Below are 23,071 nucleotides of genomic sequence, written 5' to 3'. Positions count from 1 at the left end.
AAGAGGAAGAAGGCTGATAAGTCATGACAATAGGGCCTCTCGTCAGGGGAGGTTCTGGGTGCAGGCGTATTTGGAAATGAACTGGGCAAGCTGGGAAAACTGCGGGCCGACCGCCGATTTCACCATGTAGCCGGCAACATGTTCGTCGTAGGCGCGCGACCGGTCCTGATCGCGGGCGCTGGTGGTCAGGATGAAGACCACCGTACGGGCAAGCGCGGGATCTCCGCGCAAGGCGTGAAGAAACTGGAAACCATCCATGTTAGGCATGTTCAGGTCCAGCAGGACGATCACCGGCGTCTCGACGTGCTTGGACGGGTGGCGGCCCTGCAGGATCAGCAGTGCCTCCGCCCCGTCACCGGCGGTCACTTGCGGGCAGGGCACCTGATGCCGTGCGAAGCTACGCAGCACGGCTTCCAGCGCGACGTCGTCGTCATCGACAACCATCACGGTGCAGTTCATGTCCTGCTCGGCGGGCTGCGCGGCCTCATTCATCGTCCATCTCCTTCAGGAGGACGCGCGGCCAGTGGATTTCGAAGCAGGCGCCGCCCAGTTCGCCGGGCGAGCGCACCGTGATCATACCGCCGTGGGCATTGATCATGCGCCGTGTGAAGGCGAGGCCCAGGCCTTCGCCGCTGGTACCGGGCGAGGCGCGGTGGAACAGCTTGAAGATGCGTTCCTCGTTGCCTTTCGCGATGCCGGGGCCGTCGTCGTCCACGGTGAACACGGTGTAGCGGCCGTTCTCGCCCACGGAGATGCGGATGTGGCCGTTCTCGCCGCCGTGATGCTTCACGGCATTGCCGATCAGGTTGCGCAGCGATGTCGCCAGCGGCGCGCGGGGCGCGCGGAACGGGCTGCCGCCTTCCTCGATTTCGACCTCCACCGTGAAGGATTCCGGCACAAGGGCAAGGCTGAGCGCCTCGTCCACCAGGTCGCAGGGGGTGACGATCTCGGTTTCCAGATCGCGGTTGCCGGCGCGGGCGTAGCTCAGCAGGTCGTCGATCATCTGCTCCGCCCGGTTGATGCGCAGGGCGATGCGGTCGAAATTGTGCTTCACTTCGGGCGTCATGTTCTCGTCGCCCAGATCCTCCCGGATCCAGGTCACGAGATCGGCGATCCCGCGCAAGGGGGAGCGCAAGTCGTGGCTGGCGACGTAGGTGAATTCTTCCAGCTGCGCGTTGGTCTGCTGCAGCGCTTCCTGCCCGCGCTTTCGCACGGTGATGTCGGTGACGATCGCCATGTAGAGCGGCTGTGCCATCGTCTCCAACCGCGTCAGCGCCACTTCCACGGGGATCTCGCGGCCCAGCCGGTGCAGCCCGGTCAGGTCGCTGCCCAGGCCCATCGATCGGGCGACCGGCGCGCGGGTATAGGCATCAATGTGGTGCTGGTGTTCGGTGCGGTAGCGCGGCGGCAGCAGCACATCGAGCGAGCGGCCCACCAGTTCCTCCCGCGAATAGCCGAACTGGTTGGCCAGCGCCTGGTTGAGCTGGACGATGCGCTGGCCCCCGTCGATGACGATCAGGCCCAGCGGCAGGTTCTCGAAGATCTGCGAAAAGCGCTTCTCCGCCGTGGCAAGGCGGACCAGATTGCGCACGTGCAGGATCGCGAACTGGTCGAACGCACCGGAGCAGGGGGCAAGGGTGATCTCGCCGGGCTGCTCGGCCCCGTCGATCCGCTTGAAGGTGGTCGGGCGGGTCCATGGCAGCCGTGCCTCGCCCGGCGTGGCGAAGTGGGACTGCAGCATCTGCAGCAAAGCCTCGCCGTCTTCCGGGTCCATCCAGAGGGTGACCAGCGCCAGGCGCAAGGCCGCAGGATCGGCTTCTCCCACGATCGAGGCGAAGGCGGGATTGGCCCAGGAGATAACCCCGGCGCGGTCCACCACCACCGCACCGATCGGTGCGTGCTGCAGCGCCGCATGAACTTCGGCAAGGCTATCGACTACGATCGACACGCAACCTCCCAGTACAGATGCAGGCCGCCTTCCCGGAATGGGAAAGGGTCCGGCGGGGCGACCGGGAGGGTCGTTTCGCGTTCATTCAATGACGCGGGTGGCGAACCTCCTGCGTCATACTTGGGCCATGGGGCGTTTGCGGCTTAACAAGGCGCCGCTCCGTCGAACCCCTTAGGAATGATCGACATTCAGTCCATAAAGGGCCGCAGAGCGCGATTTAGTCCGCTTTGGCGGCAAAGAACGGCCATGTCAGCCGCGCTTGCATGCGCGCAAATCATGCGTTTCGAGGGGGCGGTTCGCTTCCAGGAGCTGCCGGGAAGGAACACTCCCCGGCCAGCAAAAGTCAGATTTCCACGAACTTGCCGGCTTCGCGATCCTTGCGGACTTTCAGGCCGTTGAACACCGATCCGCTCATCGTGATCCACACGCCGGGCTGGGCAGCCTGGCAGCAGGCGAAGGCCATGCCGAGGTTGAACGTGGCGTCGCTTTCGGCAAAGCGGGCGGGGGCGAGGGCGCCGGTCAGCACCACGGTCTTGCCTTCCAGCCCGTCCAGCGCCTTGGCCGTTTCGGTCATGGTGTCGGTGCCGTGGGTGATAACGACGTGCGTTTCGGGCGCGGCGGCGATGGTGGCGCGGATCAGCGCGCGATCCTCGTCCGTGAGTTCGAGGCTGTCCTTGCGCAGTAGTTCCACCACGCGGAACGGATGGGCGACGCGCGAGGTCTTCAGCAGCTTTTCGATCACGCTTTCGGCGATCTGGTATTCGCTGAGGGCGTCGAAGTACTGCTTGTCGAAAGTGCCGCCAGTGGTGACGACGAGGATCGGGGGGAGGCTCATGCCCCGCCCTTTAAACCGGCGGGGGTGGTGCGGCAACTGTCAGCCGTTCTACGCCATCCGCTCCCACCACATCCTCCGGCATCAAACCCCGTCATCCCCGCGAAGGCGGGGATCCCGCTTCCTTCTGCAACGTCGTTAAGAAAAGCGGGGCCCCCGCCTGCGCGGGGGCGACGAGGTTGTTGTTGCGGATGCTATGCTTCGTCGATCTGAAGGTTGAGGCGACGGGGATTTACCTCTTCGCCATCTCGTTCAGCGTCACATAGTCCAGCTTGCCGGTGCCGAGCACGGGTAGGGCGTCCAGCACGCGGATATCGCGCGGGATCATCAGTTCGGCGATGCCGTTGGCGCGGCCCCATTCCTGAAGCGCCTTGTGATCGGCGCCCTTGGCAGTGGTGTAGAGCACCAGTTGCTCACCCTTCTTGGCATCGGGCCGGGTGACCACGGCGCTTTCCGCATCGGGCCAGACCTTGGCCGCATAGCCCTCCACCGCCGGTAGCGAGACCATCTCGCCCGCGATCTTGGCGAAGCGCTTGGCTCGGCCACGGATGGTGACGAAGCCGATATCATCGATGGTGACGATATCGCCGGTGTCGTGCCAACCCTCGACGGGCGGTTGGAGCACGCCGGGCTCGCTCGCCAGCAGGTAGCCGGCCATGACGTTCGGCCCGCGCACATAGAGGCGCCCGCCCTCGGTGATGCCGGGCATGTCCTCAAGCCGCGCTTCCATCGCCGGCAGCATGCGGCCGACGGTGCCCGCCTTGAAGTGCATCGGCGTGTTCACCGCGATCACCGGCGCGCACTCGGTGGCGCCATAGCCTTCCAGGATGCGCAGGCCGAACTTGTCTGCATACGTGCGCCGGGTTTCTTCGCGCACCTTCTCCGCGCCCGCGAAGATGTAGCGCAGCGAGTAGAAGTCATAGCTGTGCGCCATGCGGGCATAGCCGGAAAGGAATGTGTCGGTGCCGAACAAGATCGTGGCATTGGCGTCGTATGCCAGCGCGGGAACGATGCGGTAGTGCAGCGGGCTGGGGTAGAACACCGTGCGGATGCCGTTCAGCAGCGGCAGCAGTGTACCGCCAGTCAGCCCGAACGAGTGGAACACCGGCAGCGCATTCAGCACCACATCGGCGGGGTTGAAGTCGATCCGCGCGGCCAATTGCGCGCAGTTGGACAGCAGGTTGCGGTGGCTGAGCACCACGCCCTTGGGCGCGCCTTCCGATCCGGAGGTGAACAGGATCACTGCCGGAGCGTCGGGGGAGACCTTGCGGCGGGCATGGCGGCTGGCGGCCAAGCGGCCGGTCAACATGTGCCAGAGCTTGGCACCCGTGCCGATCTCCGCGGCCAGGTCTTCAAGGTAGAGTACCTTGCGCCCGTCCGCCTTCAGCGCGGCGATTACGGGTTCCAGCTTGCCCTGTTCGACGAAGGCGCGCGCGGTGACGACGGTGGCGATTTCAGCAGTGGCGCAAGCGGAAACGAGGCTGGCCTGGCCCACGGTGAAGTTCAGCATGGCGGGCACGCGGCCTTCGGCTTGCAGCGCGAAGAAGGCGAGGGCAACGCCGCTGACATTGGGCAGCAGCAGGCCAACGGCTTCTCCGGGTCGGGTGCGATAGGCAAGCCGCTCACCCAACAGTTCGGCGCCCAGGATCAGCCGGTCGTAGGCCAGCGGGGTGCGCTTGATGTCTTCCACTACCTTGGTCTTGCCGCCGTGGATCGCACGCGCTTCGCACAGGGCGGCGAACAGCGTGCTGTCCGTGTGGCTGGTGTCGAAGATCATCCGGCTCATCTCGTCATAGAGACGGCGGCCGGCGATGGCGCGGCGCTGGCGGGCAGTCATTTCGCCTTCGATGGAGAAGCGGCGCGCGGGCAGCACTTCGATCGTCACCTTGGGGAACCAGCGCTGGCGCACCTTGCCCTTGAGGTGGGAGAAGGGGGTGTACTGCGGGCCGTCCAGGCGGACGGGGATGATCGGCGCGTCGGCCTTGTCCGCCACCATGCCGGGGCCGTCGAACACTTTCATCAGTGCGCCGGTCACGGTGATGCGGCCCTCGGGGAAGATCACCAAGGTGCGGCCTTCCTTCACCGCGCGGACCATCGCCTTGGCCGCCATCGGGTTGGTGGGATCGACCGGGAAGGCGCGGAACAGCTTGAGGAAGGGCTGGATCCACCAGCTTTTTGCAATGGCGGTGTGGACCGCGAAAGTCGGCTTGCCGGGCAGGAACGCGCCCAGCAGCACGCCGTCGAGATAGGAGAGGTGGTTGACGACGACGACCGCCGGCTCACCGGGCTTGGGCATGTTCTCCATTCCGGTGACTTCCACGCGGTAGAGCATGCGCAGCACCGCACGGATCACCGCCTTGAACAGCGTTTCGGGCAGCAGCCAGATCGAGATCACCGCGACCACCAAAGTCGCGAAGCCCAGCACGCCGATGACGCCGGGCACGCTGACGCCGTTGCCCAGCAGCACCGCCACCACGCCCACGGCAGCCACGGTCATCCCCGCGTTGAGGATGTTGTTGGCGGCGATCACTTGCGAGCGTTCTTCGGGGGAGGAGCGGATCTGAAGGATCGCGTAGAGCGGCACGATGAACATCCCGCCCGAGAAGGCGATGATGACGAGGTCGGCAAAGATCTTCCAAGACTGCGGGTTGGACACGAACTGCGCCACCGTCGCGTCGATCACCGTGGGGGCGAAAGCGCGGGTGGAAAGCCAGAGGTCGATCAGGCCGATCGCCAGCATCAGGGCGCTGACCGGCACGTAGCGGGCGGAGACTTCGCCCTTCAGCAGCCGGTTCACCGTCATCGAGCCCAGCGCGATGACGACCGAGAAGACAACCAGGAACAGCGTCGCCACTTCCTTGCGCGCCTGAAGCGTGTCGGAGACGAGCGGGACGAACTCGGTCAGCAGGATCGCACCGGCCGTGAAGAACCAGCTGATGCCCAGCACGGCGAGCCAGACGCCGCGCCCGCGATGGGCGGCGACCAGCACGGCCCATGTACCGCGCGCGATATTCCAGTCGATCGGGTGCCCATCGCGGCTGGGCGGGGCGGCGGGGATAGCCTGCGCGGCCAGCCAGCCCAGCACCGCAAGGCCCATGGCGACCAGTCCGGCCTCCCACGGCACGACCTGTCCGGCCAGCAACTGGCCGCCCAGTATGGCAAGGAACGTGCCCGCCTCGATCAGGCCGGTGCCGCCCATGACCTCATGCTCGCCAAGGTGCTGCGGCAGGATCGAATACTTCACCGGGCCGAACACGGTGGAATGCAGGCCCATCAGGAACAGGCTGGCGAGCAGGACCGCGATCGATTCCCACGCGAAGCCGACAAGGGCGAGGCCCATGATCCCCACTTCGGCCAGCTTGATCCAGCGGACCAGTCTAGCCTTGTCGATCCGGTCGGCAATCTGGCCGGCGAGGGCGGAGAACAGGAAATAGGGCAGGATGAACAGCCCCGTCGCCAGTACCGACAGCATCCCCGCCTTATCCGGCGCATCGCGCAGCAGGCCGTAGTTGGCCAGCAGCAGCATCGCGTATTTCAGCAGGTTGTCGTTGAACGCGCCCAGGAATTGGACGCAGAACATCGGCGCAAAACGCCGCTTCGCTAGCAATGAAAAGTCTGGTGCCGCCACGCCCGTATCCCCGTCTGTGAATGTGCCGTTTGGCCTTCAACGCGTTTGCGGACGGTTAAACCACCGCCGATTCGCAATCGTCAGCTTTGGATTGCATAAAAATATACACCGTTCAATTTAAAAATAGACGGTGTTCAATTTTGCAGTGCGCGATGCCGGAGCGGACTTGCGGGCGCGGGATCAGGCGGCTTGGATTTGGGCCGGGGAGGGGCGCGGCCAGTCGATCAGGCCGATCACATTGTCCACGAATGCCTCATGGTCCTTCAGCGTCGGCTTGTCCGGGCGCATCAACACGTCGGACCTGTAACCAACCATCGCCGAGACGATCAGCAGCGTCAGCCGCTGGGCCTGCTCGTCGGTGAACTTGGTCGCGAAGAACTGGGCCACGCAATTGCGGAACTTGGAAGGGCCGCGCGCGTAGAACATCTCGTTGATTTCAGGGAAGCGCTGCCCTTCGCTCACCACCAGACGGAACAGTTGGACGGAATTCTCGCGCAGCAGGCAATCGAGGAAGCGCAGACAGGCGCGGCGGAGCGCGGCAAACGAGAAATTCTGCCCCGTAAGCACTTCGTCCACGTCCTTCGAGAAGGTCTCCACCTTGTTGTCGACCACGGCGGCGAACAGCTCTTCCTTGGAGGAGAAGTGCGCCCACAGCGTCGCCTTCGAGCCGCCCAGTTCATCCGCGATCGCAGACATGCTGGTGGCGCCGTAGCCACGGTCGAAGAAGGAGCGAGTCGCCACCTCGACGATCTCTGCCCGCTTCTTGGCCTTGTTGAGTTCTCTCTTACCTACGTTTGTCATCTCAGTACTGCACAGTACACTTTCCGATTGACAGAGGCAAGGTCGAGGTCGATAAAAACTGTACTGATGAGTACGATCCCGCTCCCCCGAGTCGCGGCAGCATCGATGCTGGCCGTCGGCCTTTCGCTATCCGCCTGCGCGGTGCCCGACCTTGGGCCGAAGCCGCAGTTGCGGGCCCCTTCAACGCTGGACAGCACGCAATCGCTGTCTTCACAGCAGGCCGATGCCCAGTGGCCGCAGCAGCAGTGGTGGACCGCCTATGGCGATCCGCAGCTGGATGCGCTGGTGGCCGAAGCCCTCGCAGGCTCGCCGGATGTCGCCTCCGCACAGGCGCGCATCATGCAGGCGCGCGGCGCAGCCCAGGTGGCCGGCGCCGCGACCCTGCCGAGCCTCAACGGGCAGGGCTCTGCCGGCATGGCCAAGCAGAGCTACAACAACGGCATTCCCGCCGATTTCGTCCCCCATGGCTGGAAAAGCACCGGCGACCTGGCGCTGTCGGGCGATTTCGACCTCGACCTGTGGGGCAAGAACCGCAAGCAGCTTGCCGCCGCCACATCGGAACGCATGGCCGCAGAGGCCGATGCCCGCCAGGCCGAGCTGATGATCTCGTCCAACGTCGTGTCTTCCTACTTCGACCTTGCCCGCCTGATCGCGCGGGGCGAAGCGCTGAAGGACGCGGTGAAGGCGCGCGAAACGCTGGTGGACCTTACCGGCCAGCGCGTGCGTCAGGGCCTCGATCAGGAAGCGCCGCTGCGCCAGTCCGAAGCGCTGGCCGCATCGGCACGCGTCGCGCTGTCGCAGAATGACGAACAGATCCTGCTGCGCCGCCATGCCCTGGCTGCGCTGCTGGGCACCGGCCCCGATCGCGGGCTGTCGATCACGCCGACCGCGATCACCGCGATCCCGGTGGCCACGGTTCCCGCCGATGCGGGGATCAACCTGCTCGGCCGCCGTCCCGACATCGTTGCCGCGCGACTTCGCGCCGAAGCGGCGGACAAGCGCATCGGTGCGGCCAAGGCCGCGTTCATGCCGGACATCTCGATCTCGGGCCTGATCGGCCTGCAGTCGCTGGGCCTGTCGAACCTGTTCAAGAGCGGGTCGACATACGGCAACGGCACCGGCGCGATCAGCCTGCCGATCTTCGAGGGCGGCCGCCTGAAGGGTGACTACACGCAGGCACGCGGCGGGTACGACCTTGCCGTGGCGGACTACAACTCCACCCTGATCGGTGCCTTGCAGGAAGTGGCTGACGCCCTGACAAGCCGCAATGCCGCGCAGGATCAGGAGCGCGCCTCTGCCGACGCGGCCTCCAAGTCCACCCGCGCGCAGGACCTTGCGTTCCAGCGCTATCACGGCGGCATCGGCAATTACCTCGATGCCCTGACCGCCCAGACCACCGCGCTCGATGCGCAGCAGCAGGCTGTCGACGCCCATTTCCGTACGCTTTCCGAAGACGTCGCGCTGAAGCGCGCGCTCGGCGGCGGTTACGAAGACAATTCCAGCAAGAAGGCCCCCGAAAATGACTGACGAAGCGCAGGGTTCGCCTGCTGAAAATGCTGGATCCGGCAGCGTGCTGGGCAAGGACCGCCGCAAACCGTTGCTGGTGGGTCTTGGCGTCGCCGTGGTTGTGGTCGCCGCGCTCTACGGCGCCTACGACTTCTTCATCGGCAGCCGTTCGGTTTCGACCGACAACGCCTATGTCGGGGCCGACAATGCGCAAGTGACGCCGCTCACTTCGGGCCGCGTGGTCGAAGTGCTCGTCACCGATACGCAGCCGGTGAAGAAGGGGCAGCTGCTGTTCCGGATCGAGGATGCGGACCAGCGGATCGCGCTGGAACAGGCCGAAGCGGAACTCGCCTCGGCACAGCGCACTTACGGCCAGTCGCTGGCCAACAACCGGGCGCTGGGCGCCTCGGCGGATGCCAGCGACGCGCAGATCAATTCCGCCAAGGCCAAGCTCGCCTCGGCACAGGCCACGCTGACCAAGGCGCAGGCCGATTACAGCCGCCGCGCCGCGCTGGTCGGTTCGGGTGCGGTTTCGGCCGAAGACCTGACCACCGCGCGTGAGGCGCTGGCTTCGGCCAAGGCTTCGCAGGGCGAGGCGACTGCCGCGCTGGCCCAGATGCAGGCCAATGCGATCAGCGCCCGCCGTCAGGAAGACGCATCGGTCGCGATCACCAAGGGCACCACGCTCGATACCGCACCGCAGATCCGCCAGGCCCAGGCCAAGGTCGATCAGGCCAAGCTGGACCTTGAACGCACCATCGTGCGGGCGCCGATCGACGGCGTGATCGCCAAGCGCGCCATCCAGGTCGGCCAGAAGGTCCAGATCGGCGCGGTTGCCATGACGGTGGTTCCGGTGAACCAGCTCTATGTCGATGCCAACTTCAAGGAAACGCAGCTGGGCAACGTGCGCCCCGGCCAGAACGCCACGCTGACTTCTGACTTCTATGGTTCGGGCGTGAAGTTCCACGGCAAGGTCGTGGGCTTCTCGGGCGGCACCGGCGCGGCGTTCTCGCTGATCCCGGCGCAGAACGCGACCGGCAACTGGATCAAGGTGGTGCAGCGCCTGCCGGTGCGCATCGAACTCGATCCCAAGGAACTGCAGCAGCATCCGCTGCGCGTCGGCCTGTCGATGGACGCTGAAGTCGATCTGACGGATGCCCGCTGATGGCCGGCGCTCCCCCCGGAGCCGGCACGACGGGATCGGGCGATAGCGGCACCTTCACCGGTGCAAAGCTGCTGGTCGCCGGCTTCCTGCTGGCGATGGCGAACTTCGTCGTCGTGCTGGACATGACGATCGCCAACGTCTCGATCCCTCATATTTCCGGCGGTCTTGGCGTCTCGGTGTCGAACGGCACCTGGGCGATCACCTCCTACGCAGTGGCGGAAGCGATCTGCGTGCCGCTTACGGGCTGGCTCGCCGGGCGCTTCGGCAGCTTGCGTGTGTTCCTGCTCTCGCTGATCGGGTTCGGCGTGTTTTCCGCGCTCTGCGGTATCGCGCATACGTTCCCGCTGCTGGTGCTGTTCCGTCTGGGCCAGGGCTTCTGCGGTGGCCCGCTGATGCCGCTGACGCAGACGCTGCTGCTGCGCATCTTCCCGAAGCACATGCATCCCCGCGCCATGGCGATGTGGGCGATGACGGTCGTTACCGCGCCGATCGCGGGCCCGATCGTCGGCGGCTACATCTCCGACAACTGGTCGTGGGAGTGGATCTTCTTCATCAACGTGCCGATCGTGGCGATCGTCTTCTTCGGCCTGTTCACGATTCTGCGCGGGATCGAGACGCCCACGCGCAAGCTGCCGATCGACGTCATCGGGCTGGGCCTGCTGATTGCCTGGGTAGCCGCGTTCCAGATGATGCTAGACCTCGGGCGTGAGCATGACTGGTTCGGTTCGCCCTTCATCGTGGCATTGGCCGTGATCGCGGTGATCTTCTTCATCGCTTTCGTGATCTGGGAACTGACCGAGGAACACCCGGTGGTGGACCTGAAAGTCTTCCGCCATCGCGGCTTTTCCGCGGCCACGTTCTCGCTGACGATCGCCTTCGGCACCTACTTCGCATCGGTCGTGGTGATCCCGCAGTGGTTGCAGACCTCGATGGGCTACACCGCGACACAGGCGGGTGAGGCGATGGCCTTCTCCGGCGTGCTGGCGGTGATCGCGTCGCCTTTCGTGCCCAAGCTGATGCAGCGCTTCGATCCGCGCCTGCTGGTGTTCCTGGGCATCTCGTGGATCGGCATCTGCGCGATCTTCCGCACCAGCTGGTCCACCGAGGTTCCGTTCTGGACCATCGCCTGGCCGCAGCTTGTGCAGGGTATCGGCGTGTCGCTGTTCATGGTGCCGTTGACGACCATCAGCCTTGCCTCGGTCAACCCGGACGAGACGGCCGGCGCGGCGGGTATCGCCAACTTCGGCCGTACCCTGGCCAGCGCCATCGCCACGGCTCTGGTGACGACGACCTGGGAAGACATGGGCCGTGCCAACGGGGCGGACATGGCAGCCTCTATGAACGGCGCGCAGCAGACGATGGATCAGTTGCAGGCCGCCGGCTTCTCGCTGGAGCAGGCGCGTCAGACGCTGGCCAACCTCGTCAATGCGCAGGGAACAGCGTTGGGCACGGTGCATGTCTTCGCACTCTGCGCGATCCTGCTGTTCATCGCCGCCTGCACCATCTGGATTGCACCGCGTCCCCCGCGTGGTGCGAAGCCGGCCTCCGGCGGGCACTAAACCGCCTTAGCCTGCCGACCGGCTAGCCGCCGACGCCTCCCCCCTCTATCCCTGGCGTCGGCGGCTTTTTTTGTCCGGTCTATGGCCGGAAGCGGCACCAGCCCACTCCCGTCCCGAAGAGCACGAAAAGGTCCGTGGGGCCTTTTCGCTGAGGGGGCCGACCTCCCAAGATTCTACCCCGTAGGGGAGGTCGGGTGGGGAGTGGGCCGGTGCCGCAGGAGAGGTGGGTGCTCAGGCGCTCTCAGTTTTACGTTTTACGTTTTATGCCTCGTCGTCCCCGCGAAGGCGGGGACCCCGCTTCCTTTTCTACCCCTCGGCCGAACCGCACTGCCCCAGCACATCGGCTGCCAGCTCTTCCAGCTTCAGTTCCGCATCCACCGCGCCGGCCTCCACCGCCGCCGCCGGAGCCTGAGGCACCGTCGCCGTGCCGCGATCCTGCGCCAAGGTACGACACCCCGCCGCCTGCAACAGCTTTAGGCCCTTGGCGCCATCCTCGCCCATGCCCGTCAGCACCGCGCCGATCGCGGGGAGTCCGCCGCGTGCGATCGTGCCGAACAGCAGCGTTGCGGAGGGGCGGAAGCCTTCCACCGGATCGCGCTCCACCATGCGCAGCTTCGCCGGGCTGCCGGGCTCCACGATCACGTGCTTGCCCGGATTGAAGGCGATGTGGACGATGCCCGGCGCCAGTTCCGCGCCATCCACCGCCGCCTTCACCGCGCAGGCGCAGTCCTTGTCGGCGCGGGCGATGAACATCTCTGCCAGCGCGGGTTCGGTCTGGAGGATGATTACGGTGGGCGGGCAGTTCTTGGGATAGTGGCCCAGCACCTCGGTCAGCGCATCCACGCCGCCCATCGATGTGCTGAACGCGGCGATCTTGCCGTTGGGTGCGTAGCCACCCGCGCCACCACTTTCCGCCTTCGGCCCGCGATGGCGGGGCCGGTCGCGCACGTTCGAATTGGCGGCGGCGATCACGATCTTGCCCAGCTTGCCCACCGTCTTGGCGAACTGTTCAGGGGTCGCCTTCAGCGGCTTGGGAAAGCATTCCACCGCGCCCAGTTCGAAGGCCTTCAGCGAGGTTTCCGTACCGCTTTGGGTGAGGGCGGAAAGCATCACCACCGGCATCGGGTTGGTGGTCATGATCTCTTCCAGGAACTCGATGCCGCTCATCCCCGGCATCTCCACGTCGAGCGTGACGACGTTGGGCCGCAGTTCGGCGATCTGGTCGCGGGCCTCCGCCGCGCTGGCGGCGGTGCCGACGACGACGACGTTCTTGGATTGCTCCAGCACGTCGCAGAACAGCGCGCGCATCGCGGCTGAATCGTCGACCACCAGGACGCGGGCGTCATGCATGAGGGGTTCGCCTTTTCGGAAGTGAGTCCGAAAACCCCGATAGCGCCTGCCTCGCGACCAATTCCCTTCGCCGCCCTACGGGCATCGCCTGAGTTTGCGGCAAACTCCGTGTTGGCATCACCGTGGATAGGACAGGCCGTTCACTGCGCCTTCCGGGGCGGAAACGGGGCCAATTCAAAACGGAGAACGCCATGTCCAGCATCACTTTGCCGGCGCGCTGCGACCGGGCCGCCGCCGAAGCGCTCTGGCCTGAACTCGTGGCTGCCGTGGGCGATTCGCCGACGCAGATCGACGGCACCGGCGTTGCCCATGTCGGGCAGGCGGTGCTGCAATTGCTGGTTTCCGCCCGGCGCAGCGGGGGAGGGGCGCGGATTGCCGCGTCGCCCGCGCTGGAGGAAGCGGCGCGGCTGACCGGCCTGATTACCGAACTGTTCGAGGATCCCGCGCTGTGAGCCCCGAGGAAATCCAGCAGATCTTCTTCGTCGAGTGCGAGGAATCGCTTGCCGCTGCCGAAGCGGGCCTGGCCGCCTGCCGCGCAGGCACGCAGGATGCCGATACCGTGAACGCCGTGTTTCGCGGCGTCCATTCGATCAAGGGCGGCGCCGGGGCCTTCGGATACATCGCGCTTCAGGCCTATACGCATACGTTCGAGACGCTGCTGTCCGACGTGCGCGAGGGGTTGGTGGCGATCGAGCCCAAGCTGGTGGACCTGCTGCTGCGCGCGCTCGATACCCTGTCCGACCATGTCGAGGCCGCGCGCGAAGGCGGCGCGCCGCCACCCGATGCGGCGCTGATAGCCGAGATGGAAGCGGCCATGGCGGTTGGCGGGGCCGGTTCCGCGCATGCCGCCGTTGCAGAGCCTGAACCCGAGCCCGAACCGGCGTCCGACGGAGCCGACGATTTCGGGCTCGACCTCGATGCCCTGCTGGACGATCTTACCGGCGGTTTCGACACAGCGGTTGTTGAGGACAAGCGCTGGAACGTCCATTTGCGCCCGCGTGCGGGTGCCATGCGCAACGGCAGCGAGCCGCTGCTGATGCTGCGCGAAATTCAGGCGCTGGGCGGGCAGGTCGAACGCTGCGACGCTGCGCCGGTGCCGCCGCTCGACGGTCTGGTGGTGTCGGAAGGCTATCTCGGCTGGACGTTTTCGATGCCCTCTGACGTTGCCGAGGACGCGGTGCGCGACATCTTCGATTTCATCGGTGACGATTGCGCGCTGGCTTTCGGTAAGGATGAGGGCATTCCCCTCGTCGAACTTTCCATGCTGGCGCCCGAACCCGCCAGCACGCCCGCCAAGCCGGAAGCGGCGTCCGCATCGCCGCCGGTTGCGCCGCCCGTGATCGCCGCCCCGACGCAGGCCCCCGCAGCAGCCGCCCAGTCGATCCGCATCGACCTGTTCAAGCTGGACCGGCTGATCGACCTTGTGGGCGAACTGGTGATCGCGCAGGCCATGCTTGACCAGCGGCTGGAAGGGGCGGGGGTGACCGCCACCGAGGAACTGTCGCTGCTCGAAAGCCTGACGCGGGATATTCAGGAAAGTGCGATGTCGATCCGCGCACAGCCGATCGGCAGCGTGTTCAGCCGGGTGCCGCGCATCCTGCGCGATCTGGCCGCCACCACCGGCAAGCATGTGAAGCTGGACGTCTTCGGAGAGAGCACCGAGCTGGACAAGACGGTGATCGAACGGCTGGGCGAACCGCTCACCCACCTGATCCGCAACGCCGTGGACCATGGCATCGAGACGGCCGAGGATCGCATCGCCGCCGGCAAGCCGCCCGAAGGCACGCTGACACTTTCGGCCGAGCATCGTTCGGGGCGCATCGTGATCTCGATCGGGGATGACGGTGCCGGGATCAACCGCGAACGCGTGCTCGCCAAGGCTATCGAAAAGGGCATCGTCGGCGCCGATGCACTGCTTTCCGCCGAGGAGATCGACAACCTGATCTTCGCCCCCGGCTTCTCCACCGCGCAAGTGGTGTCCAACATCTCCGGCCGGGGCGTGGGCATGGATGTGGTCCGCCAGAACGTGAAGGACCTGGGCGGCCGCATCACTATCGAAAGCACGCCCGGCAAGGGCACGACCTTCATCCTGACCCTGCCGCTGACCCTCGCGATTTCCGACGGCATGATCGTCAATGTGGGCGACCAGACCTTGGTGGTTCCGCTGGCCCATGTGGTGGAGAGCCTGCGGCCGGAGGAGGGGGCCGTGCAGGGGCTCGGCTCCAGCCAGGCCATGCTGAATGTGCGCGGGCGCTTCATTCCGGTGATCGCGCTGAAGGACGCACTGGGGTCTGCGCAGGGCGCGACTTCGCCCGAGGAAGGCGTGCTGGTCGTCGTCGACACCGAAAGCGCCGGACAGGCGGCGCTGCTGGTGGATGGCATTCAGGACCAGCGACAGTTCGTGATCAAGAGCCTGGCGACCAACTTCCGCGTGGTGGAAGGCGTGGCCGGCGCGACGATCCTGGGCGACGGGCGCGTGGCGCTGATCGTCGATGTGGACAGTCTGGTCGCCTGCGCATTGCCGCCGCAGGACCGGCCAACACACGATAGATCCGGCCAGGATCGATCCGGGCACGAAAGACATGCGGCGTGACCACACCCGCTCTTGCCATGGAACCGATCCCGGGAATCAGCCCGGACATCTACAGCGCGCGCGACTTCGCGGCGGTGTCGAAGATCGTCTACGACACGGTGGGCATCGTGCTGCCGCAGGGCAAGGCGATGCTGGTCTATTCACGCCTTGCCCCGCTGGTGCGCTCCACCGGATCGGTCAGCTTCGGGCGCTACATCGAACTGATGCGGATAGACGAGGCGGAACTGGCCCGTGCCGTGGCCGCGCTCACCACCAACCACACGTTCTTCTATCGGGAAGCGCACCACTTCGAACATCTGGAGAGCGAAGTGCGCCCGCATTTATTACGCAAGCTTCAGGCCCGGGAACCGGCGCGGTTGTGGTCGGCCGGCTGTTCCAGCGGTGAAGAGACATGGTCGATCGTCATGACCCTGCTGGGCCCCGATCGCGGGCAGGGGCTGGACATGGTCCGGCGGGATCTGGCGGTGCTGGCCAGCGATATCGCCCCTCATGCCTTGGACAAGGCGAAAGCGGCAACTTATGCGACCAAGGACCTCCAGCCAGTCCCGGCCGACTTGCGCACTGCGTGGACCACCACTCGGGGGGAAGAAACGATGGTGGCCGATCCGGCCCGCTCCATCGTTCGCTTCCGCCAGCTGAACCTGCTGGGCGAATGGCCGATGAAGGGCCGGTTCGATGTGATCTTCTGCCGCAACGTCATGATCTATTTCGACGGTCCCACCAACGAGCGGCTGGTGGCCCGCTATGCGCAGGCCCTGCTGCCGGGCGGCTATCTCTACATCGGCCATTCCGAACGCGTGACCGGCCCTGCCGCCACCATGCTGCGGCTGGTCGGCCCCACCATCTACAAGAGGAACGAGGCGTGAGCATCCGGGTTCTGATCGTAGACGATTCACCCACCATGCGGGCGATTCTGATGTCCCGCCTGGGCGAGCAGGACGATATCGAGGTGGTGGGCACCGCGTCCGACGCGGCGGAGGGCCGCGCGCTGATCAAGCGGCTCGATCCCGACGTGGTCACGCTGGATATCGAGATGCCGGGGATGAACGGCCTCGATTTCCTGGAAAAGATCATGACCCTGCGGCCGACGCCGGTGATCATCGTTTCCGGTGCCACGCATGAGGGGAACGACGTTACCGCCCGCGCGCTGGGGCTGGGGGCGGTCAACTGCTATTCGAAGTACGACCTTAGCGGCAGGCTGGCCTTGCAGGACGGTGGCGAGCTGGCCGAAATGATCCGTGATGCGGCGCAAGTGAAGTTCCGTGCCCCGGCCAAGACCGCGCCTGTGATGGCGGAGGAAAGCCGTCGTTCCATCCGGCGCGACACGCGGCTGATCGCCATCGGCGCTTCGACCGGGGGCGTGGAGGCATTGCAAGTGCTGTTGCGCGAATTCCCCGCCGACTGCCCGCCGACGCTGATCGTGCAGCATGTGAACCCGCGCTTTGCACCGGCGATCGCCCATACCCTGGATCAGGCCGGCCCGGCGCGGGTGCAGGTGGCGGCGCACGACATGCCGCTCCAGCCCGGCAACGTCTATCTGGCCGCCACGGCCGATCATCACCTGATGGTGCGTGGCGGCGGCAGCGCTCTGCTGGCCCGGCTGCGGCGCGGGCAGGCGGTCAGCGGCCATGTGCCCAGCGTCGATGCGCTGTTCGCCTCCGTGGCGGAGCAGGTGGGGCCGGCGGCGGTGGGCATCCTGCTTACCGGCATGGGGCAGGACGGCGCGCGCGGCCTGCTGGCGATGAGCGAGGCGGGCGCACACACCATCGCGCAGGATGAGCAGACCTGCATCGTGTTCGGCATGCCGCGCGCGGCGATCTCGCTGGGCGCGGCGCGGGTCGTCGCCCCGATCGGGCGCATCGCGCGCCATGCATTCAACAAGGCGGCCTGACGCGATGACCATGCCATCGGGACAGACCGGCCCATCCGGCACCGGCGAACCGGTGCGCCTTACAGTGCTGCAAGGGCAGTTCAAGGTCAGCGCCGGGCCGCGCGTGGAACTGAGCACCGTACTCGGCTCCTGCGTCGCCAGTTGCCTTTACGATCCGGTGGCGGAGCTGGGGGGGATGAACCACTTTCTACTCTCAGAACCACCGGCCAGCCATTCGCGGGGCGAGGTGGACGTGCACTACGGCGTCTACCTGATGGAGATGCTGATCAACGAGATGCTGTCCTATGGCGCGCGCAAGGATCGGCTGCGCGCACACTTGTACGGCGGCGCGAATATCCGCGTGGGAATGCAGCAGATCGGCACCGCCAATGCCGAATTCGCGCGTGGCTTCCTGGTACGAGAGCGGATCGAGCTAGTGAAGCAGGATCTTGGCGGCATCGGTGCCCGCCGCGTCGATTTCCGCCCCGCTTCCGGACTGGTGCGCTGCCGCACCGTCGCCGCGTCCGACGCGCCGGAGGCGATCGCTCAACCCGCCGCCCGCCTGGCACCAGCCCAACTGGCCCAGCGCGGCGAAGTCGAACTGTTCTGAAGGAAACGAGGCTTTCGATGTCCAAGACCACCCGTATCCTTACCGTTGACGACAGCGCCTCGATGCGGGCGCTGCTCAACCATGCGCTGTCCACCAACGGCTTCGACGTCGCGCAGGCGGACGATGGCATGTCCGCGCTGGAATGGCTGGCGGTGAACGAGGTGGATGTCGTCATTACCGACATCAACATGCCGCGCCTCGACGGGTTCGGCCTGATCGAACAAGTGCGCGGCGGCACCCGCCATCGCGACCGGCCGATCCTTGTCCTCACCACCGAGAGTTCGGACGAGAAGAAGGCCCGCGCCCGCGCCGCCGGGGCCACCGGGTGGATCGTCAAGCCGTTCGATACGGACAAGCTGGTCGCGGCCGTACGCCGCGTCGCGCATTGAGAGGGCTGAAGCCATGCACCGCGAACTGATCACTTTCGAAGTCGCCGGCCAGATCTTCGCGCTGGATATCATGTCCATCCGCGAGATCCGGGCATGGACCCCAGTAACGCCGATGCCGCGCGTGCCGCATTTCGTGGCGGGCGTGGTCAATCTGCGCGGCACCGTGCTGCCGGTGATCGACCTGGCGGCGCGGCTGGGCTGGAAGCCGACCGAGGCGACGCCGCGCCATGCGATCATCGTCTGCCAGGTGGAAGGCCAGAATCAGGCGCAAAATCAGGGGCACACGCAATCGCAGGGCCTGATCGTCGATTCGGTGTCGGACATCGTCGCGCTCAATTCGGATGCTCTTCAGGCCCCGCCCAGCACCGGCCGGGACGAAGTGATCCCGTTCCTGGAAGGGTTGGTGGCGATCGAGGACCGCATGGTCATGGTGCTCGACCTGCAATCGCTGTTCGCATCGGATGTGCCGGTGCTGGCGGCGTGATCCACGAGACCAAATTCCTGGCCCCCAAGTTCGTGGCGATGGCCGAAGTGCTGGTCGAACTCGGCGCGGAGATAGAGGCGCTGGGCGAAGTGCTCTGCCGGGACGAGGATTTTGCCGCGCGCCATGTGCGCGAACTTCAGGCGATAGACCTGATCGCGCAGAAGCAGCGCGCGCTGGCGGCCATCGTCGCGGCCGGGTTCAGCGCGGCAGAGATGCGGCGGATCAACCTAGAAGCGTTGCACTTGCGGTTCTGCGGTTTCCTAGACGACAGTGAGACGCTGTGCGAAGTGCCGCTCGATCCGCCGGAACCGGACGGGATGGACGCGCTGGGCCTGTGGGAGTGAAGTTCTTGTGGGAGTGAAAGGCCGTCGCTAACTCCTGCGGCATGTTCGATCTCCGCCGTATCGCACCCGCCACTGCCCGCAACCGTGATCCGATCCTCGATGTGCTGCGCGATGTGCTGCCTGGGTCCGGCACAGTGCTGGAAATCGCCAGCGGCACCGGAGAGCACGCCGTCCATTTCGCGCGCGGCCTGCCGCACCTCAATTGGCAGCCGAGCGACCCCGACGCGGATGCGCGCCTGTCCATTGCCGCGTGGCGAGAGGCGGAAGCGGTGCCCAATCTCAAGCCTCCGCTGGAACTCGACGCCGCTGCGCCCGACTGGCCGGTTGAGCACGCGGATGCCGTTGTCTGCATCAACATGATCCATATCAGCCCATGGGCCGCGACATTGGGGCTGATGGTGGGGGCAGGGCGCCTGCTTGCCTCCGGAGCGACGCTGGTGCTCTACGGCCCTTACCACCGCGAAGGTCAGGCGACTGCGCCGAGCAACGCCGCGTTCGACGAAGACTTGAGGCTCCGCAATCCGGCATGGGGCCTGCGTTTGCTGGAGGACGTTGTGCGCGAAGCCGACGGGCAGGGCTTCGATCTCGACCGCGTGGTGGAGATGCCGGCGAACAACCTGACGGTCGTTTTCAGGAAGCGCTGAAGCTCGCCCGCACCTTGCGGGGAAGAACGGCGAACTGGCTGGCCGCGCGGGCTACGAAGAACAGCACGAAGGCCGTCCACAGCCCGGCGTTGCCGAGCGGGTGGAGCAACCAGATCAGCGCGCCGTAGAGGGCCATGGACACGGCCATCGTCCCCAGCATCGCCCGCGTCCATCCGGCGCCGACGAACACCCCGTCCAGCACATAGGATGCATAGCCGGCCAGCGGCAGCACCATAACCCAGGGCACGAACTGCGCGGCGCGGGCTATCACTGCCGGGTCGGTGCTGAAGCGGGCGGCCAGTGCCTCTCCGCCAAGGACGTAGCCCAGACTCAGCACCAGCGCCGTCACGCCGCCCCATACCAGCGCGGAGCGGACGGCGGCGTTGAAGCGGGATCGCTCGCCCGCGCCCAGCGCCTCTCCGCAGAGCACTTGCGCGGCGCTTTCGAACCCGTCCAGAATCAGCGTCGCCAGCATGAACAGCTGGAACAGGATGCCGTTGGCCGCCAGCGTCACCGGCCCGCCTTGCGCGCCGGTGCGGGCGAACAGCAGCAGCACCGCCGTCAGCAGCAGGGTGCGCAGGAACAGGTCGCGATTGAGTGCGAATAGCGCGGCAAGATCGGCACGGCGCCATGTTACCCGTTGGCGCATCGCCGCGAAGGCTGCGCGCGCTGCGGGGCGGTTGAGCACGATCGCGGCCAGGACCAGGAACTTGAACCCTTCGCTTGTCAAAGTAGCCGTCGCCACGCCGGAAACGCCCCAGTGCATCACCAGCACCAGAAACAGGTCGAGCGCGATGTGGACGATGTTGGCAGCCACTTCCACCACCAGCACATGGCGCACCAGTCGCTGCCCGATCAGCCAGCCCACCAGCACGCAATTGCCCAGCCAGAGCGGCACGGCCCAATAGCGGATGGCGATGTAGTGCTGTGCACTCTCCCGCACGGCCGCCTTGGCGTCCAGCAGGTCCAACCCCAGCGGGATCGCCAGCGGCATGGCGGCAATCAGCAGCGTGCCGATCCCCAGCGCCACCGCCATCGCGCGGGCTAGGGTGGCCGCCTGCGCGTCGGCGTCACCGCGTCCCGCGCCTTGTGCGGTCAGCGCCACGGTGCTGGTGCGCAGGAAGTTGAAGACGTTGAGCAGCGCCATCATGAACTTGGCGCCCAGTTCCACCGCGCCTTGCGCCGGCGCGTCGCCCAGGCGCCCGATCGCCCACATGTCGGCCAGGCCGAACAGTGCGGTTGCCAGATTGGTCAGCATCGCGGGCAGGGCGATGGACCAGAGCAGGCGTGCCTGTGCAGTGTCGAGGCGGGAGATGCGGAGCAAGAAGGACCTGTCGGGTAGAGTGAAGCCGCCCGCCTATCCGACCATGTGGCGCACGGCAATCATCCCGAACACCGCGCCCACGCCCGCCGCGAAGCCGGGGGCGATGTCGTTGGGGCCGGACAGCGGCGCAGTACAGCCGCCAATGGCGTAGAGCCCCGGTATCGGCTGCTGATCTGTCCGCAGCACGCGCGCATGGGCATCGACCAGCACGCCGCCGCACGTGCCCAGGCTTTCGGCGCGCAGTGGGATCGCGAAGAACGGCGGGCGGGAGATCGGGCCCATGCAGGGATTGGGCCGGTGGCGCGGATCGCCGTGATAGCGGTTGTAGGCAGAGGCGCCCTTGCCGAAATCCTCATCCTCGCCCTCAGCGGCCAGCAGGTTCCAGCGCGCCACCGTCGCGTGGAGGCCGGCGGCGTCGATGCCGCATCGCTGGGCAAGCGCATCCAAGGTGCCGGCCTTGAACACGGTGCCGTCATGCAGCCGTTCGCGGATCAGACGGCCAGCGGGCAAGGGACCGAAGCGGTAATGCGTGCGGTGGCGGGCATCCAGAATGGCCCATGCAGCGGGCGCGCCATCTGCCATTGCCTCGCGGGCGAGGCAGGCGTGGGCCACTTCCATCGGCGGCGCGGCTTCGTTGACGAAGCGATTTCCTTGCGCATCCACCAGCACAAGGTGCGGCTTGGCCAATGCCGGCAGCACGATCACCGCCGGCGGCGCGCTGTCGGAGGCAAGGCGGACGAAGCGCCAGGCCGCGTGCATCCACGCAGTGCCGGCGCCGAGCCCGGTCATCGCGGCCACGGCATCGCCCACTCCGTCGCCCTCGCTGCCCTGCGATGCATTGGGGGCGACCCGGCCGCTGGCGACGATGACGCCGCGGCGCGCGCGGACGCGGCGGTGCCAGCTCTCGCAATCGATCATCGCGCCGGTTACCCGGCCCTGTTCGCTTTCGAGGCCCAGCAAGGCCGCGCGCGTGCGGATTTCGGCGCCGAGTTCCAGCGCAGCCATCAGCAGGCGGGCCTGAAGCGCCGCCCCTGCAGTGAACAGTTCCTGCGCGCGGACTTTGCCCGCAAGGCGCCGCCAGCGCAGCCGGGCGGATCCGAGGCGGCCCTCCCAGCTCGTGCCGATGCGGTTTAGCCGCGCCAGTTCCGATGCGCGGGCCGGGATCGGCAGGCTTTGCGGCCGGATGCGCCGCCGCCAGGTGCCAAGCCGTTCGGCATCGATTTGCGAGGTTTCCACCGCGCGCCCTTCCGCATGGCCGCCGGGCAGGGTGTCGTAGTGATCCGAATAGTCCTCGCACCGGTGGAGCGGAATTCCGCGCGCATCGTACAGCGCCACCAGAGGGGCCACGCCGTCGACAAAGGCCGCGCGGCGGTCAGAGGTAGACGCGGGATCGCCCTCGGCAACGAAATTGGCGAGGTAGTCGAGCGCCTCGCCGCGCGAATCATGTATGCGGTCATGGCGCTGCAACGGGCTGTTGGGCAGCCAGAGCATCCCGCTGGACAGCGAGGAGGGGCCGCCCACAAGCAGATCCTGTTCGATCACCAGCGTGTCGAGGCCGGCCATGCGTGCGGCGATTGCGGCGGTAAGGCCGCCGATGCCGCTGCCGACGATGAGCACGTCGCACTCGATATCGGGCATCTCGTCCAAGTCCGTTGAGCAGGCGATTCGAACCTCTTAGGCCCGCGAATCACTTGCCGTCTTTCGCTTATGCTTCAATCCGATACGACTTATGCTGCACTTGCGCAAAGATCGCCGGGAAGATGGCCCAACGAATTACGCCCCTGTCCGCATTTTCTGCGGGACAGGGGCGCCAATTCACGTTACCAAATCAATGCTGCACTTGCGAAGGTTTCGGCGCGCCGGAGAGTTTTTTACTCTCCCCGGCGCGCTCTCTCCCAACACCGGCAAGGCCGAGAACGGCCCTTCGCCTTGCACCTTGAAACATTTTTCCGGTTTCGCAAAGTCTGAATTTGCATGATCGATTAACTGGGCTGCCCTGTGACATTGCTGCAGCATGTTGTGCC

Annotated in this window: 20 protein-coding genes; 12 read left to right on the top strand and 8 right to left on the bottom strand. The window is 66.2% G+C overall.

What is annotated here, in order from left to right; all coding sequences use genetic code 11:
- Nucleotides 1-42: 42 nt before the first annotated feature.
- From WBP07_RS10045 to WBP07_RS10025, 5 genes are all read right to left on the bottom strand, one after another.
- Nucleotides 43-492: a response regulator gene (locus WBP07_RS10045; protein WP_395390898.1), complete on the bottom strand. Its 450-nt coding sequence runs from the start codon at nucleotides 490-492 to the stop codon at nucleotides 43-45.
- Nucleotides 485-1,948 carry a PAS domain S-box protein gene (locus WBP07_RS10040; RefSeq protein ID WP_395390897.1) on the bottom strand — a complete coding sequence of 488 codons (1,464 nt, stop codon included), beginning with the start codon at nucleotides 1,946-1,948 and terminating at the stop codon, nucleotides 485-487. Before WBP07_RS10040 ends, WBP07_RS10045 begins: the two co-directional genes overlap by 8 nt.
- A 343-nt stretch (nucleotides 1,949-2,291) precedes the next feature.
- Complete coding sequence (locus WBP07_RS10035) at nucleotides 2,292-2,783, bottom strand: asparaginase domain-containing protein (protein WP_395390896.1); 492 nt, start codon at nucleotides 2,781-2,783, stop codon at nucleotides 2,292-2,294.
- Between the two features lie 229 nt (nucleotides 2,784-3,012).
- Nucleotides 3,013-6,408 carry an acyl-[ACP]--phospholipid O-acyltransferase gene (locus tag WBP07_RS10030; protein WP_395390894.1) on the bottom strand — a complete coding sequence of 1,132 codons (3,396 nt, stop codon included), beginning with the start codon at nucleotides 6,406-6,408 and terminating at the stop codon, nucleotides 3,013-3,015.
- Between the two features lie 180 nt (nucleotides 6,409-6,588).
- Nucleotides 6,589-7,209 (bottom strand): TetR/AcrR family transcriptional regulator, encoded by a 621-nt coding sequence (locus WBP07_RS10025; RefSeq protein ID WP_395390893.1) that lies wholly within the window; start codon nucleotides 7,207-7,209, stop codon nucleotides 6,589-6,591.
- Between the two features lie 66 nt (nucleotides 7,210-7,275).
- Between WBP07_RS10025 and WBP07_RS10020 the strand changes: the two genes are divergently transcribed.
- Genes WBP07_RS10020 through WBP07_RS10010 form a run of 3 tightly spaced genes read left to right on the top strand, consistent with a single transcriptional unit; the run spans nucleotide 7,276 to nucleotide 11,439 of the window.
- Entirely contained in the window at nucleotides 7,276-8,736 is a 1,461-nt protein-coding gene (locus WBP07_RS10020) for an efflux transporter outer membrane subunit (RefSeq protein ID WP_395390891.1), read from the top strand.
- Nucleotides 8,729-9,880: an HlyD family efflux transporter periplasmic adaptor subunit gene (locus WBP07_RS10015; RefSeq protein ID WP_395390890.1), complete on the top strand. Its 1,152-nt coding sequence runs from the start codon at nucleotides 8,729-8,731 to the stop codon at nucleotides 9,878-9,880. Before WBP07_RS10020 ends, WBP07_RS10015 begins: the two co-directional genes overlap by 8 nt.
- Complete coding sequence (locus tag WBP07_RS10010) at nucleotides 9,880-11,439, top strand: DHA2 family efflux MFS transporter permease subunit (protein WP_395390889.1); 1,560 nt, start codon at nucleotides 9,880-9,882, stop codon at nucleotides 11,437-11,439. The genes WBP07_RS10015 and WBP07_RS10010 overlap by 1 nt, the downstream gene beginning before the upstream one ends.
- A gap of 306 nt (nucleotides 11,440-11,745) precedes the next feature.
- Here WBP07_RS10010 and WBP07_RS10005 read toward each other — a convergent pair whose 3' ends face one another.
- Entirely contained in the window at nucleotides 11,746-12,789 is a 1,044-nt protein-coding gene (locus tag WBP07_RS10005) for a chemotaxis protein CheB (protein ID WP_395390888.1), read from the bottom strand.
- Between the two features lie 191 nt (nucleotides 12,790-12,980).
- Here WBP07_RS10005 and WBP07_RS10000 point away from each other — a divergent pair, with 191 nt between their 5' ends.
- The 9 genes from WBP07_RS10000 to WBP07_RS09960 are packed head-to-tail and all read left to right on the top strand — an operon-like array spanning nucleotide 12,981 to nucleotide 19,723.
- Nucleotides 12,981-13,241: an STAS domain-containing protein gene (locus WBP07_RS10000; protein ID WP_395390887.1), complete on the top strand. Its 261-nt coding sequence runs from the start codon at nucleotides 12,981-12,983 to the stop codon at nucleotides 13,239-13,241.
- The gene (locus tag WBP07_RS09995; protein WP_395390886.1) at nucleotides 13,238-15,382 is read left to right on the top strand and encodes a chemotaxis protein CheA; all 2,145 of its coding nucleotides are present in this window, start codon (nucleotides 13,238-13,240) and stop codon (nucleotides 15,380-15,382) included. Before WBP07_RS10000 ends, WBP07_RS09995 begins: the two co-directional genes overlap by 4 nt.
- On the top strand, nucleotides 15,379-16,248 hold the full coding sequence (locus WBP07_RS09990; RefSeq protein WP_395390885.1) for a CheR family methyltransferase: 870 nt from the start codon (nucleotides 15,379-15,381) through the stop codon (nucleotides 16,246-16,248). Before WBP07_RS09995 ends, WBP07_RS09990 begins: the two co-directional genes overlap by 4 nt.
- Nucleotides 16,245-17,273, top strand: coding sequence for a chemotaxis-specific protein-glutamate methyltransferase CheB (gene cheB, locus WBP07_RS09985; RefSeq protein WP_395390884.1), 1,029 nt, complete (start codon nucleotides 16,245-16,247; stop codon nucleotides 17,271-17,273). Before WBP07_RS09990 ends, cheB begins: the two co-directional genes overlap by 4 nt.
- A gap of 4 nt (nucleotides 17,274-17,277) precedes the next feature.
- Nucleotides 17,278-17,862 (top strand): chemotaxis protein CheD, encoded by a 585-nt coding sequence (locus tag WBP07_RS09980; RefSeq protein ID WP_395390883.1) that lies wholly within the window; start codon nucleotides 17,278-17,280, stop codon nucleotides 17,860-17,862.
- Nucleotides 17,863-17,879: 17 nt separating this feature from the next.
- The gene (locus WBP07_RS09975) at nucleotides 17,880-18,251 is read left to right on the top strand and encodes a response regulator (protein WP_395390882.1); all 372 of its coding nucleotides are present in this window, start codon (nucleotides 17,880-17,882) and stop codon (nucleotides 18,249-18,251) included.
- Between the two features lie 13 nt (nucleotides 18,252-18,264).
- A complete protein-coding gene (locus tag WBP07_RS09970) occupies nucleotides 18,265-18,735 on the top strand; it encodes a chemotaxis protein CheW (RefSeq protein ID WP_395390880.1) in 471 nt (156 codons plus the stop codon).
- Nucleotides 18,732-19,079 carry a hypothetical protein gene (locus WBP07_RS09965; RefSeq protein ID WP_395390879.1) on the top strand — a complete coding sequence of 116 codons (348 nt, stop codon included), beginning with the start codon at nucleotides 18,732-18,734 and terminating at the stop codon, nucleotides 19,077-19,079. Before WBP07_RS09970 ends, WBP07_RS09965 begins: the two co-directional genes overlap by 4 nt.
- Nucleotides 19,080-19,120: 41 nt before the next feature.
- Nucleotides 19,121-19,723 carry a DUF938 domain-containing protein gene (locus WBP07_RS09960; protein ID WP_395390878.1) on the top strand — a complete coding sequence of 201 codons (603 nt, stop codon included), beginning with the start codon at nucleotides 19,121-19,123 and terminating at the stop codon, nucleotides 19,721-19,723.
- Here WBP07_RS09960 and WBP07_RS09955 read toward each other — a convergent pair.
- Together WBP07_RS09955 and WBP07_RS09950 are read right to left on the bottom strand one after the other, a co-directional pair.
- On the bottom strand, nucleotides 19,710-21,047 hold the full coding sequence (locus tag WBP07_RS09955) for an MATE family efflux transporter (RefSeq protein WP_395390877.1): 1,338 nt from the start codon (nucleotides 21,045-21,047) through the stop codon (nucleotides 19,710-19,712). The two genes, WBP07_RS09960 and WBP07_RS09955, sit on opposite strands and share 14 nt — an antisense overlap.
- Before the next feature lie 33 nt (nucleotides 21,048-21,080).
- Nucleotides 21,081-22,685, bottom strand: a complete 1,605-nt coding sequence (locus tag WBP07_RS09950) for an FAD-dependent oxidoreductase (protein WP_395395765.1) — start codon at nucleotides 22,683-22,685, stop codon at nucleotides 21,081-21,083.
- Between the last annotated feature and the right edge of the window lie 386 nt (nucleotides 22,686-23,071).

Source organism: Novosphingobium oxfordense (genome assembly GCF_044029435.1).
Taxonomy (GTDB): domain Bacteria; phylum Pseudomonadota; class Alphaproteobacteria; order Sphingomonadales; family Sphingomonadaceae; genus Novosphingobium.
This window is presented reverse-complemented; position numbering and strand designations above follow the sequence as displayed.

Bases quoted from the DNA above. Each gene is read 5' to 3' on its own strand.
- WBP07_RS10045 (WP_395390898.1), bottom strand. From the start codon at position 492: ATGAATGAGGCCGCGCAGCCCGCCGAGCAGGACATGAACTGCACCGTG.
- WBP07_RS10010 (WP_395390889.1), top strand. From the start codon at position 9,880: ATGGCCGGCGCTCCCCCCGGAGCCGGCACGACGGGATCGGGCGATAGC.
- WBP07_RS10005 (WP_395390888.1), bottom strand. From the start codon at position 12,789: ATGCATGACGCCCGCGTCCTGGTGGTCGACGATTCAGCCGCGATGCGC.
- WBP07_RS10015 (WP_395390890.1), top strand. From the start codon at position 8,729: ATGACTGACGAAGCGCAGGGTTCGCCTGCTGAAAATGCTGGATCCGGC.
- WBP07_RS10000 (WP_395390887.1), top strand. From the start codon at position 12,981: ATGTCCAGCATCACTTTGCCGGCGCGCTGCGACCGGGCCGCCGCCGAA.
- WBP07_RS09970 (WP_395390880.1), top strand. From the start codon at position 18,265: ATGCACCGCGAACTGATCACTTTCGAAGTCGCCGGCCAGATCTTCGCG.
- WBP07_RS09960 (WP_395390878.1), top strand. From the start codon at position 19,121: ATGTTCGATCTCCGCCGTATCGCACCCGCCACTGCCCGCAACCGTGAT.
- WBP07_RS09950 (WP_395395765.1), bottom strand. From the start codon at position 22,685: ATGCCCGATATCGAGTGCGACGTGCTCATCGTCGGCAGCGGCATCGGC.
- WBP07_RS10025 (WP_395390893.1), bottom strand. From the start codon at position 7,209: ATGACAAACGTAGGTAAGAGAGAACTCAACAAGGCCAAGAAGCGGGCA.
- WBP07_RS10020 (WP_395390891.1), top strand. From the start codon at position 7,276: ATGAGTACGATCCCGCTCCCCCGAGTCGCGGCAGCATCGATGCTGGCC.
- WBP07_RS09980 (WP_395390883.1), top strand. From the start codon at position 17,278: ATGACCATGCCATCGGGACAGACCGGCCCATCCGGCACCGGCGAACCG.
- WBP07_RS09975 (WP_395390882.1), top strand. From the start codon at position 17,880: ATGTCCAAGACCACCCGTATCCTTACCGTTGACGACAGCGCCTCGATG.
- WBP07_RS10035 (WP_395390896.1), bottom strand. From the start codon at position 2,783: ATGAGCCTCCCCCCGATCCTCGTCGTCACCACTGGCGGCACTTTCGAC.